Annotated in this window: 17 protein-coding genes; 3 read left to right on the top strand and 14 right to left on the bottom strand. The window is 54.6% G+C overall.

Translation table 11 applies throughout. From position 1 onward, the window contains the following. Positions 1-60: 60 nt before the first annotated feature. Entirely contained in the window at positions 61-462 is a 402-nt protein-coding gene (locus IPI80_RS18220; RefSeq protein ID WP_413862530.1) for a YraN family protein, read from the bottom strand. On the opposite strand from IPI80_RS18220, the gene rsmI reads away from it, so the two are divergent. From rsmI to IPI80_RS18205, 3 genes are all read left to right on the top strand, one after another. Beyond that, positions 463-1,389: a 16S rRNA (cytidine(1402)-2'-O)-methyltransferase gene (gene rsmI / locus IPI80_RS18215; protein WP_413862529.1), complete on the top strand. Its 927-nt coding sequence runs from the start codon at positions 463-465 to the stop codon at positions 1,387-1,389. Positions 1,390-1,420: 31 nt separating this feature from the next. Next, a complete protein-coding gene (locus IPI80_RS18210; RefSeq protein WP_413862528.1) occupies positions 1,421-2,269 on the top strand; it encodes a creatininase family protein in 849 nt (282 codons plus the stop codon). Positions 2,270-2,424: 155 nt separating this feature from the next. Next, complete coding sequence (locus tag IPI80_RS18205) at positions 2,425-3,564, top strand: YncE family protein (RefSeq protein ID WP_413862626.1); 1,140 nt, start codon at positions 2,425-2,427, stop codon at positions 3,562-3,564. A gap of 14 nt (positions 3,565-3,578) precedes the next feature. Here IPI80_RS18205 and IPI80_RS18200 read toward each other — a convergent pair whose 3' ends face one another. The 13 genes from IPI80_RS18200 to IPI80_RS18140 are packed head-to-tail and all read right to left on the bottom strand — an operon-like array spanning position 3,579 to position 16,824. Further along, on the bottom strand, positions 3,579-5,447 hold the full coding sequence (locus IPI80_RS18200) for a polysaccharide biosynthesis protein (protein WP_413862527.1): 1,869 nt from the start codon (positions 5,445-5,447) through the stop codon (positions 3,579-3,581). A 26-nt stretch (positions 5,448-5,473) separates the two neighbouring features. Then, a complete protein-coding gene (locus tag IPI80_RS18195) occupies positions 5,474-5,827 on the bottom strand; it encodes an H-NS family nucleoid-associated regulatory protein (protein WP_413862526.1) in 354 nt (117 codons plus the stop codon). A 22-nt stretch (positions 5,828-5,849) separates the two neighbouring features. Continuing rightward, on the bottom strand, positions 5,850-6,410 hold the full coding sequence (locus tag IPI80_RS18190; protein ID WP_413862525.1) for a sugar transferase: 561 nt from the start codon (positions 6,408-6,410) through the stop codon (positions 5,850-5,852). A gap of 12 nt (positions 6,411-6,422) precedes the next feature. Next, the gene (locus IPI80_RS18185) at positions 6,423-7,421 is read right to left on the bottom strand and encodes an NAD-dependent epimerase/dehydratase family protein (RefSeq protein WP_413862524.1); all 999 of its coding nucleotides are present in this window, start codon (positions 7,419-7,421) and stop codon (positions 6,423-6,425) included. Next, on the bottom strand, positions 7,388-8,314 hold the full coding sequence (locus tag IPI80_RS18180) for a glycosyltransferase (RefSeq protein ID WP_413862523.1): 927 nt from the start codon (positions 8,312-8,314) through the stop codon (positions 7,388-7,390). Before IPI80_RS18180 ends, IPI80_RS18185 begins: the two co-directional genes overlap by 34 nt. Positions 8,315-8,319: 5 nt before the next feature. Then, positions 8,320-9,126 (bottom strand): glycosyltransferase family 2 protein, encoded by an 807-nt coding sequence (locus IPI80_RS18175; RefSeq protein WP_413862522.1) that lies wholly within the window; start codon positions 9,124-9,126, stop codon positions 8,320-8,322. Then, positions 9,123-9,929: a glycosyltransferase family 2 protein gene (locus tag IPI80_RS18170; RefSeq protein WP_413862521.1), complete on the bottom strand. Its 807-nt coding sequence runs from the start codon at positions 9,927-9,929 to the stop codon at positions 9,123-9,125. Before IPI80_RS18170 ends, IPI80_RS18175 begins: the two co-directional genes overlap by 4 nt. A gap of 17 nt (positions 9,930-9,946) precedes the next feature. After that, the gene (locus IPI80_RS18165) at positions 9,947-10,957 is read right to left on the bottom strand and encodes an acyltransferase family protein (RefSeq protein WP_413862520.1); all 1,011 of its coding nucleotides are present in this window, start codon (positions 10,955-10,957) and stop codon (positions 9,947-9,949) included. Between the two features lie 19 nt (positions 10,958-10,976). Continuing rightward, positions 10,977-11,990: a class I SAM-dependent methyltransferase gene (locus tag IPI80_RS18160; protein WP_413862519.1), complete on the bottom strand. Its 1,014-nt coding sequence runs from the start codon at positions 11,988-11,990 to the stop codon at positions 10,977-10,979. Next, the gene (locus IPI80_RS18155) at positions 11,980-13,236 is read right to left on the bottom strand and encodes a flippase (RefSeq protein WP_413862518.1); all 1,257 of its coding nucleotides are present in this window, start codon (positions 13,234-13,236) and stop codon (positions 11,980-11,982) included. Before IPI80_RS18155 ends, IPI80_RS18160 begins: the two co-directional genes overlap by 11 nt. 55 nt (positions 13,237-13,291) lie before the next feature. After that, complete coding sequence (locus IPI80_RS18150; RefSeq protein WP_413862517.1) at positions 13,292-14,719, bottom strand: hypothetical protein; 1,428 nt, start codon at positions 14,717-14,719, stop codon at positions 13,292-13,294. Between the two features lie 52 nt (positions 14,720-14,771). Beyond that, complete coding sequence (locus tag IPI80_RS18145) at positions 14,772-16,028, bottom strand: ABC transporter ATP-binding protein (RefSeq protein WP_413862516.1); 1,257 nt, start codon at positions 16,026-16,028, stop codon at positions 14,772-14,774. Continuing rightward, positions 16,018-16,824 carry an ABC transporter permease gene (locus IPI80_RS18140; RefSeq protein WP_413862515.1) on the bottom strand — a complete coding sequence of 269 codons (807 nt, stop codon included), beginning with the start codon at positions 16,822-16,824 and terminating at the stop codon, positions 16,018-16,020. The genes IPI80_RS18145 and IPI80_RS18140 overlap by 11 nt, the downstream gene beginning before the upstream one ends. Positions 16,825-16,869 lie beyond the last annotated feature (45 nt).

Below are 16,869 nucleotides of genomic sequence, written 5' to 3'. Positions count from 1 at the left end.
GATACCCCCATTGCCCAGTGGGCACAAGCAGTGGCAACCCTTACATCGGGTAACAAACCACTACTGCGCATCGAACGCGGCCCGTAGCCACTGCACACCCGTGGGCTCCACAACCACGACGTCAAAGCGGCAGGGTGGCAGCGTTTGCAGCCGCATCAGGTAATGGCGGGCAGCAAAAACGATACGGCGTTGTTTGACGGTGCCCACGCTGGCGGCGGCACCGCCGTGACTGAGCGAGGTGCGTTTACGCACTTCCACAAACACCGTGGTACCGTCAATTGTGCGCATGATGAGGTCGATTTCGCCGCCGCCACGTCCTGGCGTTCGATAATTGCGAATCAACAGCCGCAGTCCCTGGTTTTGCAGGTAGCGCAGGGCTTCTCCCTCCGCTGCGTCACCGATGCGTTTGGTGGTGGGCCGTGCAAGTGCAGGCCGGGCTGGTTTTGAAGGAAGGAATCCCATGTGAGCGCTCTTTTTACCTCTGCCCTGGCGGCCTCTGCCGAGGCTGCATCTGGTCAGCATTATCCGCAGGGAACGCTCTATGTTGTAGCAACCCCCATTGGCAATTTGGCCGACATCAGTTTGCGCGCGCTGTATGTGCTCGGTCTGGTGGACGCCATTGCCTGCGAAGACACGCGCCATACCCACGCGTTGCTGCGCGCCTATGGTATTGACAAAAATGCGAAGCAACTCATCGCAGTTCACCAACACAACGAGGCGCAGGCTGCAAGCACTGTCATCGACCATTTGCGCCAAGGCCAGCGGGTGGCGTATGTGAGCGATGCCGGGACACCGGGCATCAGCGATCCAGGTGCCCGGCTGGTAGCGGCACTGCAACACCAGCAATTGCGTTGCATTCCATTACCGGGTCCGAGTAGCGTGACCACCGTTTTTTCGGCAGCCGGTTTAGTTGAAGACCACCCTGGCGGTTTTGTATTCAGTGGTTTTTTGCCGAGCAAAACCGGGGAGCGGGACCGTGCTGTGGTTGCACTTGCAGCCGAAACGCGAGCGGTGGTCCTGCTGGAGGCACCGCACCGCATTGAAGCGCTGGCACTGGCACTGGCCTCGCTGGGCAGCCGGCTTGTCACCGTGGGGCGGGAGCTGACCAAACAATTTGAAGAAATCGCCACCATGGCCGCCAGTGAACTGCCCACGTGGCTGGCCGCTGACGCCAACCGCCTGCGCGGCGAATTTGCATTGGTGCTGCATCCGATGCCGCCCAGCACGGAAACCACGCAGGACACCCGGATTTTGAAATTGCTGCTCGCGCAGTTGCCGCTCAAGACCGCCGTCAAACTTGCAGCCGATATCACCGGTGAGCCACGCAATGCGCTGTACGAAGTGGCTCTGACTCTCAAGGGCGCAAAAGAAGTCGGCTCCGAAGGCTAAAGTGCGCGCAAACTCCTGCGAGAATGCAGAAATGACCCTGCGTTCGCTGATGTTGCTGTTGCACACCTTGCTGCTACCCGTCCTGCTGGTCATAGCGAGCCCGCATGCCGGCGCGGCCGGTTCAACATCACCCGACACGGTGTTTTTGGAAGAAATGACATCGCCCGAGCTTCGCCTGCGCATTGCAGCGGGTGCGACCACTATCCTTGTGCCCATTGGGGGAACTGAACAAAATGGGCCCCACATGGTGCTGGGAAAACACAGTGTACGCGCTCGAATTCTGGCGGAGCAGATTGCGCGCGCACTCGGCAACACCGTTGTCGCCCCGGTTATCGCCTATGTTCCCGAAGGCACCATCCAGCCACCCGTGGCACATATGCGTTTCAGTGGAACCATATCCATCCCGGAGTCAGCCTTTGAAGCGGTGCTCGAGGGAGCAGCGCGCAGCTTCAAGCAGCATGGGTTTCGGGACGTGGTCTTTTTAGGTGACCATGGTGGCTACCAAAAAAATGAAGCACGCGTGGCTAGCCGGCTCAACCGCGAGTGGGCTCGCGACTCGCAATTTCGGGTGCACGCCCTGCCGCAATACTATGCCGCATCTCAGGCGCCCTTTATTGAAATACTAAAGGCCAAAGGCTTTACCTCTGCCGAAATCGGCACCCACGCCGGTCTGTCCGATACTGCCCTGGCACTGGCCGTTGCGCCGGCGCTGGTTCGCAGTGATCGACTGGCCCTGGGTGCCAAGACTTTCCAGATGGACGGTGTATCCGGAGACCCTCGGCGCTCGACGGCAGAAATCGGTCAATGGGGCGTACACGCTATTGTGGATGTGTCGGTCGCGGCCATCCGCGAAGCCATTCGAACACGCCTAGTCCGCTAACATTTCAAAGAGAAAACATGATCAATTACGCAAACCGCTGGAAGGCGGGCGCAGGACTGTCAGCCATTTGTGGCACCTTGTTGTTGCTATCCACGCAGGGTGTTCAATCGGGCACTCCGACAGCGCCGGTCGTGGCTGTGGCAACGGTACCCGGCATGCCTGGAGTCTCCAATCCCAAGAACCTGTATGCGGATACTGCCAGCAGCCAAATGAGTGCTGCAGTTAAAGGAGACCTGGAGCGAATCTATGTTCCCAACTTGCGGGGTAATAGTGTCACCGTCATTGATCCTGTAGCCATGAAGGTTGTGGACCAATTTAAGGTCGGTCGCAGTCCGCAGCACGTGGTTCCCTCCTGGGACTTGCGCACGCTATGGGTTGCCAATAACGCAGAGCGCACCAACGAAGGCAGTCTCACGCCAATTGACCCGCGCACCGGCAAGCCCAGCGGCCCATCCGTAAAAGTAGACGATCCGTACAACATGTACTTTAGTCCGGACGGGAAGTCCGCCATTGTGGTGGCCGAAGCCCGCCACCGGCTCGATTTCCGTGACCCAAAGACCATGGCCCTGCAGTACTCCATCGATGTACCCCAGTGCGGCGGCATTAACCATGCCGATTTCTCCATCGATGGTCGCTTCGCCATGTTTACCTGCGAATTCAATGGCAGCGTGGCCAAGATCGATTTGGTGGAACGCAAGGTTCTGGGTTACCTCAAACTCGCCATGCCGCGGACCCGCTTGAAGGACACACCAGTAAAGCCCAATTCGAAGGGCGAACCACCTGCCAGCGAGATCTGCACAGCGACCAAGGGCATGCCCCAAGACATCCGCATATCCCCCGATGGCAAGCGCTTTTTTGTCGCGGATATGGATGCAGACGGAGTCCACGTCATCGATGGCGATTCTTTTACAGAAGTCGGCTTCATCGCAACGGGCGTCGCATCGCATGGGCTATATCCGAGCCGAGATGGGAAGAAGCTCTACGTCGCCAACCGTGGATCGCACCGCATCCACGGCCCACGTAAAGGGCCCGGTAGCGTGACCGTGATCGACTTTGCAACCGAGAAGGTCTTGGCGGAGTGGCCCGTACCAGGTGGCGGCAGCCCTGATATGGGCAACGTCAGTGCAGATGGCAAATGGCTCTGGCTGTCAGGCCGCTTTGACGACGCAGTCTACCGAATTGACACCACAACGGGGGACATGGTCATTCTCAAAGCGGGTCCTGAGCCCCACGGGCTGACTGTATGGCCGCAACCCGGCCGCTACTCACTGGGACACACCGGCAATATGCGCTGATTGCACTCGTGGTTCTACCCTTGATAGCCCTGCACGCAGTCGCGTAGAACAGCTTTCATGGCGATGGGGTCATTGACCTCAATCGCGTTGCGCAGCGCCTGCAATTGCATTTGCAGCTCCGGCCAGGCCAGAAAATGTTCATGCGCTTTCATGATGCGCACATGGGCTGTAGGCGTTGGATTGTCCCCGATGAGCAGTTCCTCATAAAGCTTTTCGCCAGGGCGTAGGCCAATAATGGCAATGGCGATATCTCCATCCGGATACGTCTCGTCTCGCACCTGCATACCCGATAACTCCACCATGCGCCGGGCTAGGTCCAGTATTTTGACGGGCTCGCCCATATCCAATACAAACACGTCTCCTCCAGATGCCATGGCACCCGCCTGCAGCACCAGCTGAGCGGCTTCGGGGATGGTCATGAAATAACGGGTCACGTCCGCATGGGTCACAGTTAAGGGACCACCTGCCATCATTTGACGCCGGAACAAGGGCACCACACTTCCGCTGGAACCCAACACATTTCCAAAACGGACCATGCTGAAACGTGTACTGGCCTTTTGTAAATCACGGTCCGACAGCGCTTGCAGAACCAGTTCTGCCATGCGCTTGCTGGCACCCATGACGTTTGTGGGACGGACCGCCTTGTCCGTGGACACCAGTACGAAACTCTCAACACCATGGTCTTGAGCAACAGTCGCCATGTTCAATGTGCCAAACACATTGTTTTCGATACCTTCCTTGGGGTTCGATTCCACAAGCGGAACGTGCTTGTAGGCGGCCGCATGGTAGACCGTCTGTGGGTGGTATAGACGACACACCTCGTGTAGCCGGCCGAGATTGGTTACGCTTCCCAACAGTGGCACCAACTCCACCGCAAATGAATGCGCCGTGCAGAGGCGTTGCAGTTCTTGATCAATGCTGTATAGGTTGTACTCACTATGCTCCAGGAGCAAAAGCTGGCGCGGGCGCTCTGCCACGATCTGACGGCACAACTCGCTCCCAATGCTGCCTCCGGCACCGGTTACCAATACCACCTTACCCGCCAGATTGCGCGCCAACAAATCGGTGTTGGGAGGCACGGGATCACGCCCCAACAGATCCTCAATATCCAATTCCTTGAAATCCTGAATCGTCACACGGCCGCTGGCAAGGTCACCCCAGTCCGGCAACGTGCGAATATGAACTGGGATATGGCGCAGGCTTTCGATGATCGCCTTGCGACGCGCACGGGAAGCCGTGGGTAACGCCAGCAAAATATCGGTAACCCCCTGATCGATAACCAAAGACGCCAGGCTGGAGGCGGCAAACACAGGAACTCCATTGACGCTGTGGCCAACCTTGGTCGGATCATCATCCACAAATCCAACCAATTGAAATGGAGCAGCGATACCCATAGCCGAAGCGGTCTGCGCGCCTGCCGTTCCGGCGCCAAATATAAGAAACCTACCAGATGATTGGCCGTCGACGCGCCCAAGACCTATCAACCAAAACCGCGCCCCCGTCCGACTCGCACCCACCAGAAGAAAGAAAATCAGGGGCTGCAAAACCCCCAGACTGCGCGGAACCCAAATCCACTGCTGCAACCACAACAAAAGTGGAAGCAAAATGAGCGCATAAACGAACGTTGCCTTGGCGGTGGCGACCAAAGCAGCCTGACCGGTATAGCGGAAGATTGCCCGGTACAAACCGAATCGGATGAAAACTGGAACGAACAAAACCAGCGTCAGCCCATAAACCCACCACTGGGCGCCAACCGGCCAATGCAACATATCCAGACGCAATGAGAAGGCAAGCCAGGTGGCAAGAATCGACAACCCCATATCCAACGCCAAAACCACCAATCGCTTGGCCGACCGCGACCAGCCAAGTACTCTGCTCTGCATGTGAATGTTGTTGTTTCGGGTCCGAACTAAATAGCAAACTCTTCTTTGGTCCGGCCCTCAGCCAGCAGGGCAGCCAGCCAACGAGGTTTCAGGCCTCTTCCACTCCAGGATTCTCCATTCGGACCACGGTACTTGGCCGCAACCGCAACGCCAACCTTCCTTTTGGTTGCCGCCGCCTTTACGACACCAGCTCCCGCTGCTTTACCTTTGCTTTTGCGGCCTTTGGGCGCAGCAGACTGCAAATCCTTGATCGTGATTCCAAAGGCCTGCATTTTTGCGCGAATGTCCAATACCGTTTTATCAAATTCCCTACTTTTAATATCAGCCGCTTGTTTTTGCAACTTCTCGATTTGACTCTGAATATCAATCAAACTATTCATGGTATTTCTCCTGTTAATCGTTTCAATGGGTAATGTCGGTTCGCATAATAACCTTCAACGCCGTCCAACATAATATCCTGATATCTAGCAAGAGGGATTGACGTTCAAGGTATTCACGATCCAATGCCACCTTTTGCGGAATGGGCAGCTCATCCCTTCCATTGATCTGCGCCCAGCCGGTCAACCCTGGCACCAGGGTATCCACTCCACACTGGGACCGCAGAGCGATCAGATCGTTCTGGTTGTAGAGCGCAGGGCGAGGTCCCACAAAACTCATATCGCCCTTGAAAATGCTCCAAAGCTGCGGAAGTTCATCCAGGCTGCTTTTCCGCAAGAACCCACCAATTGGCGTGAGATGATCTTCGGGGTTGGAGAGCAAATGGGTTGCCACTGCCGGCGTGCCCAGCCGCATACTACGGAACTTGGGCATTTTAAAAATACGGTTATAACGACCGACCCGATCAGACCAATACAACACGGGGCCTGGCGAACTAAGACGGACCATAATGGCGACCAAAACAAATGGAATCGACAAAACAGCCATTACCCACACAGCCATAACCAGATCAAAAATGCGTTTCATGTATTATTTGATTCAATTGGGATGAACCGACCGATACCAGTCTGCGGTTGCTTGCAGGCCTTGGCGCAAGGTAAATGGGGGATACCAATCTAGTTCACGGTACACCTTGCTGCTGTCCACTCGTAAGGAACTGAGCAGTCGTTCAAATTCCGCAGTTGAACCCGTCACATTGCCCAGCATTTGCAGCAAAAACGGGGGAACCGGTAACAGCCGCGATGGAACGCCCAGGGCCCTGGCAAGACCCCGCAACAAGGCATGGGTGGAGACGGGGGTTCCATCGCTGACCAAATAGGTATGCCCGTTCGCTGCGGAGTGGCATGCGCAAACGATCAAAAAGTCCACTAAATTCCCCACATAAAGCAAATCGCGAAAATTCTTGGTCGCACCCAATGGCAAAGGTATACCGCGGTGGACCGCACCCAATAGACGCAAAAAATTGCCTCCCACCCCTGGTCCGTAAATTAACGGTGGGCGCACGGTCACCACCTCCAATTCACCGGCCAATTGAATCAATCGCAATGCTTGCTCCGCTTCCCATTTTGAAACTGAATAGGGATTATGAGGATCTGGTGTGTCTTGATCCGTGAACTCCAAATTTCCGCGCGTACTGGGCCCATTCACACCAATAGAGCTGACGTTAACCAACCTGCGCACGCCCGCCACTATGGCGGCATTTGCCAATGTAATAGTGCCCATGGTGTTGACGCGACGAAACTCCGCCAGCGGATCCCTGGACTTGTCGTGCATGATATGGACGCGCGCTGCCAGATGGATGACCACATCGCAATCAGCAAGTGCAGTCGCCCATTCGGTTTCGCCATCCACATTGCCAACAGCGACATTCTCAACACCCGAAGGCAATAGGCAGTGGGTCCGCGTAATTCCCCGTACCGATAATCCTCGCTTGACCGCCTCTTCACAAAGGGCTCGACCTACGAATCCGTTGGCACCAGTAATCCCTAGTATTTTGGGCCTTTTCATTTCCATCCCACGAAAGCCAATGCCACGCATGACAACGCAAACAACCATTGGTCACGCGAACGACGCCGACAGTTGGCCGCTTGGAACGCTAGTCTTAGCATCCTCCAGCGGCCCCCGCCGACCCAACTACGCACAAAGACGTCGTTGTGTAAACCAATCTGCCCAGCAATCAGTCGCGCTTGATTCAGACCCCAACCACTTAATACTTGTCGTGCACGCCAAACAAAGGCGACCCAGCCCGCATTGACGCCGACCTGATTTTTGGCATGCTGGCGATACATGAGACTGGCATAGCCATCAATAACCCATTGATAACCGCGCGCACGCGCATAAGCATAGATAAACCAGTCATGCAATCCAATTTGCGCCAATTCTCCAATTTTTTGTTGTAAAACGCGCTGCATTTCCACGGCGAGTTTGCAACTGATAACAAAAGTGCAGCCAGGACCAGCAGATTCAAATAAATAGTCCCACTTGCGTTGTGCAAAAGACTTCTTGATATAAAGCGACTTACCCGATTCCCAAAATGCAACTACGTCGCTGGAATACCCGTCTGCGCCATTTTCGATCAGGGAATCCTTTGCACGCGTTAACTTCCCAGGCAGCCAGATATCATCTTGATCTGCAAAGGCTACATAGTCAAAACCAGAGAAATCGCAATCACGAAGTAACCGAAAAAAGTTCTGCGCAGCACCTCCGAATGTCTCCCCAGTCGGCAGCACAACAATACGGGAATCCAACGCCTGCAAGTTGAGAAACCAGGCCTCGGTTCCATCCATGGAGCGATCAATACTGGCAAAAATCGTGACATTTACGCCCGTTTGATTCAATATCGAATCAACTTGCTGTTGAAGATAGCGAACACCATTGAATGCAGCCAAACAAACGGCTATCGACGGAACATCATTGGAAAGTGATGGCATGCAAATCAAGCGCGGCGCAGCAAACGGACGACAAAAAGTCGTCGCATGTACTTGACCAAAGAATAACAATACAGAAACATCAGATACGGGAGTGGAATTTTTCCTTGTCCGGAAAAATACCGATAGTTCGCAAGCTCCCCTTTTTCCATAAGCCACATATCGGCGCTGAGTCCGGCTGCGCCATATCCAGGCTTATAAATTGCGACCAACTCAACCTCCAGTTTAACCGTCGCAAATCCTGCATCCAAGATTGCCAACCACAAGCGGTGATCCTCCATGTACCGCACCCCTTCGGCAAAGCGCAGCGGAATTTCCCGCTTGAGCATGACGGAGGGAGTTACAAATGCGTGTCGTACCAACAGACTGCCCCAAGTGATGGGACGAACTCTCTGGAAATAGATGATCCATTGGGGAGCACTCCCCGATTCCTGTGGCAGTTGGCGACACGCGTGCCCGCTGAGCGCTACTTCAGGATGCGCATGCATATACGCATACTGCACTTCAATTTTTTGTGGATGCCAGGCGTCATCTGCATCCAGAAAGGCCACATACGGTTGCGTAGCGATATTCCAACCCGCGTTACGGGCAGAGGCGGCGCCACGGTTGTCTGGTAGTTCAACCACCTTGACCCAATCACCATACTGGCGTTGTAGAGAATGCAAAATTTCTACCGTTCCATCTCCGCTGGCATCATCCACCAATACCAGCTCGGCTGGCTGCATCGTCTGTGACGCAACAGATTCCAATGCGCGCGCGATCGTCGCGGCACACCGATAACAGGGAACGACAACTGTGACCGCTGCGGTATTCATGCGGTTCGAAATGCCTTCCAAACTGCGCGCAGGCGATCAGGCCGACCTACCAACACGCGCTTTACCAGCATTCTCAGCAGCGCCAAAAAAACGGATACCGCCGGTACTGGGGCGTGACGCCTCAGGAAACGAAAACAAGAGCGAGCTGCGTACTCATCCAGCAGTGGGTTCCCGAACCCAAGGCTGCTCGATTGGTTGTGCCACACCTTGGAATTTTTGGACACGGTCAATTTCCAGCCAGCACGACGCAATCGAAACCCCAGGTCAGTATCCTCCCAGTACATGAAAAAACGTTCCTGATCGAACAAGCCCACTTCATTCAACGCAGTCCCGCGCAACAACATCGATGCTCCGGAGACAAAGTCAACCGCACCAGCAGCCAGGCAATGTGTCGATCGCCCCAGCCAAAGATTGACACGCCCACCACCCCATAACTGAACACGTGCAGTGTCTTCTGCTTCAAACACGACAGACCCAACGGCACCCACAGACTGGTCATGATCAGCTACATGGACCAGGGCTGAAAGCGCTCCACGGTCCACCGTTGCATCGCTGTTGATCAGCCAAACATACTCCGCACCTTGTTGAAGCGCATAGCGAATGCCCACATTGCAGCCACCGCCAAAGCCAAGATTAGAACCGGCATGCAACAACTTCAAAGTAGGAAACGCTTGGCTGATGTGCCGTACAGAATCATCCGACGAGTTATTGTCTACGATTAAAACCGTAAAATTGTCGCCATCCATTTGGAGCAGCGACGCCACGCAGGCGACGGTGTCACGCCAGCCATTCCAATTGAGCACAATGACGCATACACGCGTCATCTATTTCCCCTGGACATCGGCTTAAACCGCAAAGCCCGAGCTTCCACCACATGCCAAGACAAGTATGCGAAACCCCAAGTCAGCAACAACGACATTACCAAGAGGGCACCAAAGGGTATTTGGCGTCCTCGCCCCCAGCCAATGACCAATTGCTGAATCGGAAATGCATAGATGTACACCCCATAGGACAAATCACCCAAACGATCTGTTAATTTGGCCCCAATTGCAACTTGTCGGCCCCAATGCACGAGCGCCGCCGCGCATACGAGCATCGCACTGCGCTCTAACCCCCTTGGCCCCATAGCCACGAATAAAACCAGTGCAACCATGGCCAATGCGCGTGCGGACATATTTGGGGGCGACTTCAGACAATGTCCATAAAAGACACCCCACCAAAACATCGCCACCATCTCGAAATAAAGCGAATACCGCTCACCGATCAGCAGTACGCCATAGTGCGTAAACAAAACAGCACACAGTAAACCGACTGATAGCAAACTTGCCTTACCCTTCGGCCAGAAAACCGCCACCGCACCAATTACTGCTACCGTGATGTAGCAAAAATACTCTACTGGCAGCGTCCACAACGACCCGTTGACTATCCCGGGCATGGCGTTGCCCACAAACACCCCCGGCAGGACGTAAGGCGTCAAGAATAGCGCCGTCCAAAAATACCGCCAAGTCACTGCTGATCCGAAATAGTCCGACAACGAAAGGGTGGTGACAAGCGGCCCCAAAAGAAATATCGACAACAAACACACGACCCACAATCCCGGAAATATGCGCAAAGAACGACGGAGAAAAAATCGCCACGCATGTGGGTCACGTTCCCAACTAGCCCAAACCAGCCACCCACTCAGAAAAAAGAATATGGTGACACCCGCGCCGCCCCAGGTATTCCAGCCCATGAACTGGGGCTCCGACAGACCCATCAATGCAAACTGATGACTGAACAACACCATGGTTGACGCCAACAATCGCAATAGGTCCAGAGAGTTCTTGTTCATATCACGGCAATCCGGATGATCATGATTGTGACCGGACGCACACCAGTTGAACGATGTCTTGTTGGGAGGCGCTCAAAGCAGGTGCGCCTTTCAAGAACGCCTTGGCGGTGCGCACGTCGTCAAACGATATTTGCAGCGCCCTGCGATGTATACGCTCGGACTCAATAGCGGTCTCCAGGGTTTGCGATGGTATCTGTGTGCAGCACAAACCCTCCGCCCGCAACCATTCCGTCAACCATACAGCATCGGGAATAGCTAGATGCCGTGGCGCCTCCAGCCCGCGCCAATTTCCACCATAATGGACACGCAATCCACTGGAAGCATTCGGCGCACTCAACAAAAGAACCCCCTGTGGCTTTAGCGATGCCAAGAGCATACGCAACAGATTCATGGGCTGATGCACGTGTTCCAACACATGCGAGCAAACCACACAATCGACTTGCCCACGGTAGCGCTCCAACAACTCATAGCCACCTTGTTCAACGTGAAGTCCCTGCATTTTGGCAGCCTGAACCGCCGCAGCATCCATTTCAATACCTTGAGCCTGCCATCCCAATTGGTTGGCTAATCGAAGTTTGTCGCCGTTGCCGCAACCAACATCGACCAGCAATCCTTTGGGTAATTGCGCCATCTCCCGCAATCCAAATGGTTCGGCGATAAATGGTTTGAGCCACTGAATTGGTCGCCTAAACCAAGACGGCAATCCCACCCGGGGGTGCAACGAGGTTCGCATGTCCAACGACCAGAATTCATTGCGAATCCGTTGTTTCAAACCCGCCAAAAGACCGGCTACCTTTTCATCTCCGTGGGTGTAATAGCTGCGGTACGCCTTACCAATGCTGTCAACCGTTGGCCGAGGATGCAGATAGAGTGCCTTGCAGTTTCCGCAATCCCAATACCGCCAATGTCCGGGCGCGCAACCAAAAGCCCAATCCTCTATTCCTTCATAGGCTAGCGTACGATTTGCCTCACCACAATACGGACAGTTAGCCACATCCTCTAGTGCGACTATTGGCCAAGTTTCAGGCACCATACAGTCTCCGCACTGCAAAACGCAACAACACCCAGTCCAACGTCACACGTACCAACCACGCCAGCGCAGCGCCCAACAACCCCCAGCGCGACGTCAGTGCCCACAACACCACCAGATACAGCCCCAACTCGACCACATGAAACACAGCTGTCACCCTTGGATTTCCCTTGGCCTGGATCAAGATAAAGGGAATAGATGCCAACGAATTAATCCAAATTCCGATGCACAGCACCAGCACCACGGGCATCGCATCGTGAGCAAAAGTACTGGAAATCCAGATCGACAATGCGGGATAGGCCGCTAATCCGGCCAACCCACAAAGAACCAACATGACCCACCCCACCTTCCGGTAAATATGGTGATAAGACTGCATGACCTGCACATCGTTCATGGCCGCCAACCGGGGCATGAGCGCAGATGTCAATGCAGCTGGAATCAGCAACAGGCGCAAAAGTGCCTCTTGTGGAATGACGTATAACGACAGCTGGTCCGCACCAACGGTAGCACTCACAAAAAATCGGTCACCGTACACCATCAGCGGGCCCACAATCCCTGTTACGGTAACCCAGAAACCATAGTGCCACAGACCGTTGAAATGCTGCCGTGTCAGTGCAGCGAAACGCGAAAACAATATCTTGCGCAGCTGCAGTGCCATCATCACCAGTACCAGACAGCGACCCAACACCAAATACATCGCAATCCAGCCTAGGCTAGGCCCATGGGTACTCACGGATACCGCTGGTAGTGCAAACATCCAGGTCCCCAAAATCATCCGTCCGGCATTCGATGCGGCAAATCGGTTTAACCCCTCCATGGCACCGCGCAAACCGCTGGCCAACGTTGTAGGGAGTACACCCGCCGCCGCAATAAAGAAAGCATGACGGGCATCCTCTTGTAACACCGGACTGATTTGGAGCCACTGACTGGCCAAACCAGGTGTCAACAACGCGACGACGCAGACACCCAACAATCCAGCAACTCCGGTCAATAACAGCCCGGCTCGAAGTACCGCCGCCCCCTGTGTGTCCAGATCGGAAGCCGTCAATCGGCTCAACTGAAAGGTCAGTGCCCGACCCACACCGAAGTCGAACAGGCTGAAATATCCAATCAAACCCCAGATCAGTGTCAACACACCAAACGATTCACCACCCAGGTGCCTCAAGGTGTAGGGAATAAAAGCGACGCCAGCCAGCAGGGGCACTGCACTGCCCGCCAGATTCCACAACGTATTGCGTTTAAGTGACATCGACGGAACTGCTCAGGCAAAAAGACTTAAATCGAATGCGTAGCGCCTATACATATCAACGGAAATCCGTATCACCAGCCATCAACCACCACCGATTCTTGAATAGGTGTGCACGTGGATCATCGGTCCAACAGCTGGTCGGAATGCTGATATTGATTGCCTCCTCTTTACCACCACAGTCTATAAACCGCTGCGCCTGATTTTTGGTAATCCAACAATAGAGCGATGCCAGCCCCCAAAGGCCCGTGACCCGACGCGCCTGATCAATGAGCAGGGGAATGTTTTTCAAGGGCGCTACCACATCCAGCAGTTCACAGGCATTCTCGACGCGTCTTAAAACCAAGAGCCCCAGAGGCTCTCCAGACCAACGCATAGTGACCATCAATAACTCGTAGTGGTTGTGGGGATGATGAACGTAACGATGCTCCAGGTAGTTCCAATCCCGAACGCCCACGACATCTTGTTGCAGGTCCTGCGCCATGGTGACCCACAATGCATCCACTTCCGCATGGTCTGACTCATTGTGAGCATTCAACGCCCTTGCGCGCGTACGCCAGCGATAGCCCGGTGCAGAGCTTGGCCACGTTACAGATACCAGTTGCCCAACTTCCGCATAGAGCCCCATCTTTTCCGCGACCAGCATCGCGCGCGCGTTAGGAAACCCGAACCCCAGTGGTCCATAAATTTCAGCACTCGTTGCTGCCGTCAGCAGAAAGGGGCCCTTTCGCGTCATCACACCCCGTTCCTCAGGTTGAACCATCACATCGCAAATCTGAAAAGCCCACTCCGGTGTGCCACACAGCAATATATCCCGGTACATGCCGCCGTAATGGGCAATCGTCACGCCATTGCGGGCCGCAGTTGCGGCGTTGCCTCGACCTTGTCCGTACTTCCAAACCCATAAGTCACGACTCAACGGGTGCCCAAAAACCTCGTGGAATAAAGTGGCAATATTCGAGAAATCATCCGATATCACATGGCGAATTTGCCAACGCGGAACAACCGATTTGCGCAGGACACGTACAAAACCCGAGTCAGCATTCAACACCTCGTCTGGCTCTGGAGACTGTTCGTCAAACCCACAACGCGCACCGATTGCCACCGCATGGTCCAGCCAGTGTGGCATGCGCGCGGCGAGGGGATACTCTCCGTCCAACACGACCACCCCATCCATCGGTAGCAACCTGTCAAGTTGGTTGAACAGGGCTAAAGGATGGATTCGGTTTGAGAACCCCTGCAATATTGCTGCCCCGAAGCCTTTGGCAGCATCTTCTGCCGCAGGCCATCCGATTTGATCCATACCCTGCCGAGTGTGTGTGGGAGATTGGATGGACTCTCCCTCTTGGAACTTCCGAGCAACACTGACTTGATAACCTTGGGCCTCCAACCAAGCTGACAGATTGTCGGTAGACAGGGTGAAATGCAAAATTCGGGCGGGCGCCGGTGGTAAAAACCGCATGAGTACTGCGTTGGATGTATGCACGCTATCGGCCCACAAAATGTGACAATTTTAGAAAATCAAGTCAATCAGCGGCTCAAAATCCGACCGGATTCACGCCGCCTGTTGACAAACCTGGCCCTGCATCACAACGCCATGCATGCAGCAGCGACACCACGCCCTGTTCCAGATGGTCCTGACTGAAGTGCAATGTGGCGACGTTGGTCGCGCCGTCGTAAATATGGATGCCGTCTTCACTTAGCAAGTAGGCGCCAATGAAGTACTCGCCCTTGAGCAAAGGGATATTGGGGAACTCAATGGTGGCAGAGCCACGGCCTGCGGCATCTCTGCGCAACACGAGTCCATCAGCCTTGGTACTGTTACTGGCAATCCAGCGCCCATCTGGGGAGTGAATCGAAATAGCGACCACCGGTGGGAGAAGCGCAGGGTCAGAGGCAAAACCCATGGTAACGAGCACCGTTTGCTGCGAACTCTTCACCGTTAAGGAGTTGCCTGGTACGCCATCCACCTGGGTCTGCACGCCAAGAATGCGAGCTGTTCCGGACGGCACAGGAATCAGGGCTTGATCTATCGTCGTGCTGACCGGCGCGGAATCTATATCCAGAAAATTCTGATAGCGGGCAACTACTGTGGCCGGATCTCCCATGAGCTGAACAACCCCTTTTTCAAGCCACAGCGCACACGTGCACAATGCCTCGATCTGGTATACCGAGTGAGAACAGAACAGGATGGTTGCGCCCTTTTCCTTCAATCGCATGATACGGTCAAAAGACTTGCGCGCAAAGGCTCCGTCACCTACGGAAAGGGCTTCGTCTATTATCAGAATGTCGGGATCGACGCTGGTGGCTATGGAGAAGGCCAAGCGCACATACATGCCGCTGGAATACGTTTTGACCGGCTGATGGATGAAGTCCTGGATGCCGGAGAACTCGACGATTGAGTCATAGCGCGCATCGATCTCGTCCTTGCTCAGCCCCAGTATGGAGGCATTCAGGTAGATGTTTTCCCGGCCCGTGAACTCAGGGTTAAAGCCGGCACCCAGTTCTAACAACGCGGCCACGCGCCCGTGTACGGTTACCCGTCCAGTTGTGGGTGTCAGGGTGCCGCAGATCAGTTGCAGCAGCGTGGATTTACCGGCGCCATTTCGACCCACCAAACCCAAAACCTCGCCCTTGGGTAACTCAAAACTGACATCGTGCAACGCGGCAAATTCCTTGAAGTAACGTTTGCGCCCGCGCATGACCATCTGTTTGAGGCGGTCGATCGGGCGTTCATACAATTGAAACGCCTTGCCCAGGTGTTGCGCGTGAATAGCGATATTGTTAGAGGACATCGGCAAAGCCTTTGCGCGTCAACTGAAAGAAGACCCCACCCAGCAAAGCGAACACACAGGCCACCAAACCGTAAAGGGCCAATGCGCCCCAGGCCGGCCATTGGCCAATCAGCAATACGGCGCGCACCTGCTCAATGATCAGGGTCAATGGGTTTAGCATCATCCAAAATTGAATATTTGGATTCAGACTGGACACAGAGTAGAAAACAGGCGATAGAAACATGATCAGGCTGACGATCATGGACATCACCGGACTCACATCGCGCACAAACACACCAATGGCCGACAAGAACCATCCAAGACCCAGCAACAATGGCAGAAATGGCAACAAGACCAAGGGCAAAGCCAGCGCGGTGATGGGTAGTCCACCACGGGCAATCAACAACACCAACAACAGTGTGGCCGCACTAATGAGCAGGTGGAACAGGCCAGAAAGCACAGTCACCCAGGCCAGCAACTCTATCGGGAAAATCACCTTCTTAACCAGATTTGGCTGTTCCACTATCAGATTAGGTGCTCGATTGGCGACTTCTGCGAACAGGTTGAAAACCAATAGTCCGGCAAAGACCTGCAATGCAAATTCGATTCCACTGTCCCTGTGTGTTCCTGGCCAACTAGCCCGAAAAACCCCAACAAACACAAACGAATACACCGCCAACATGAGCAGCGGCGTGAGAAAAGTCCACGCCAACCCCAGTAGTGAGCCGCGATAGCGGCCCAATACGTCGCGTCGGGCAAATTGCCAGAGCAGGGATCGGCTGTGAATCGGAATGTAGGAGCGTTGGAGAAAAGTCACGAGGAGTAGTTTAACGGGGCAGTAGTTAGTAGATGCCACCTACTC

This window comes from Candidatus Aalborgicola defluviihabitans (assembly GCF_016705985.1).
GTDB classification, from domain to species: domain Bacteria; phylum Pseudomonadota; class Gammaproteobacteria; order Burkholderiales; family Burkholderiaceae_C; genus Allorhodoferax; species Allorhodoferax defluviihabitans.
The sequence above is the reverse complement of the archived record's forward strand: the minus strand, read 5'-3'. Positions and strand labels throughout refer to the sequence as shown.

Excerpts from the sequence above, each read along its gene's own strand:
- IPI80_RS18220 (WP_413862530.1), bottom strand. The coding sequence starts at position 462 with ATGGGATTCCTTCCTTCAAAACCAGCCCGGCCTGCACTTGCACGGCCC.
- IPI80_RS18210 (WP_413862528.1), top strand. The coding sequence starts at position 1,421 with ATGACCCTGCGTTCGCTGATGTTGCTGTTGCACACCTTGCTGCTACCC.
- IPI80_RS18205 (WP_413862626.1), top strand. The coding sequence starts at position 2,425 with ATGCCTGGAGTCTCCAATCCCAAGAACCTGTATGCGGATACTGCCAGC.
- IPI80_RS18200 (WP_413862527.1), bottom strand. The coding sequence starts at position 5,447 with ATGCAGAGCAGAGTACTTGGCTGGTCGCGGTCGGCCAAGCGATTGGTG.
- IPI80_RS18195 (WP_413862526.1), bottom strand. The coding sequence starts at position 5,827 with ATGAATAGTTTGATTGATATTCAGAGTCAAATCGAGAAGTTGCAAAAA.
- IPI80_RS18190 (WP_413862525.1), bottom strand. The coding sequence starts at position 6,410 with ATGAAACGCATTTTTGATCTGGTTATGGCTGTGTGGGTAATGGCTGTT.
- IPI80_RS18185 (WP_413862524.1), bottom strand. The coding sequence starts at position 7,421 with ATGCGTGGCATTGGCTTTCGTGGGATGGAAATGAAAAGGCCCAAAATA.
- IPI80_RS18180 (WP_413862523.1), bottom strand. The coding sequence starts at position 8,314 with ATGCCATCACTTTCCAATGATGTTCCGTCGATAGCCGTTTGTTTGGCT.
- IPI80_RS18175 (WP_413862522.1), bottom strand. The coding sequence starts at position 9,126 with ATGAATACCGCAGCGGTCACAGTTGTCGTTCCCTGTTATCGGTGTGCC.
- IPI80_RS18165 (WP_413862520.1), bottom strand. The coding sequence starts at position 10,957 with ATGAACAAGAACTCTCTGGACCTATTGCGATTGTTGGCGTCAACCATG.
- IPI80_RS18160 (WP_413862519.1), bottom strand. The coding sequence starts at position 11,990 with ATGGTGCCTGAAACTTGGCCAATAGTCGCACTAGAGGATGTGGCTAAC.
- IPI80_RS18155 (WP_413862518.1), bottom strand. The coding sequence starts at position 13,236 with ATGTCACTTAAACGCAATACGTTGTGGAATCTGGCGGGCAGTGCAGTG.
- IPI80_RS18145 (WP_413862516.1), bottom strand. The coding sequence starts at position 16,028 with ATGTCCTCTAACAATATCGCTATTCACGCGCAACACCTGGGCAAGGCG.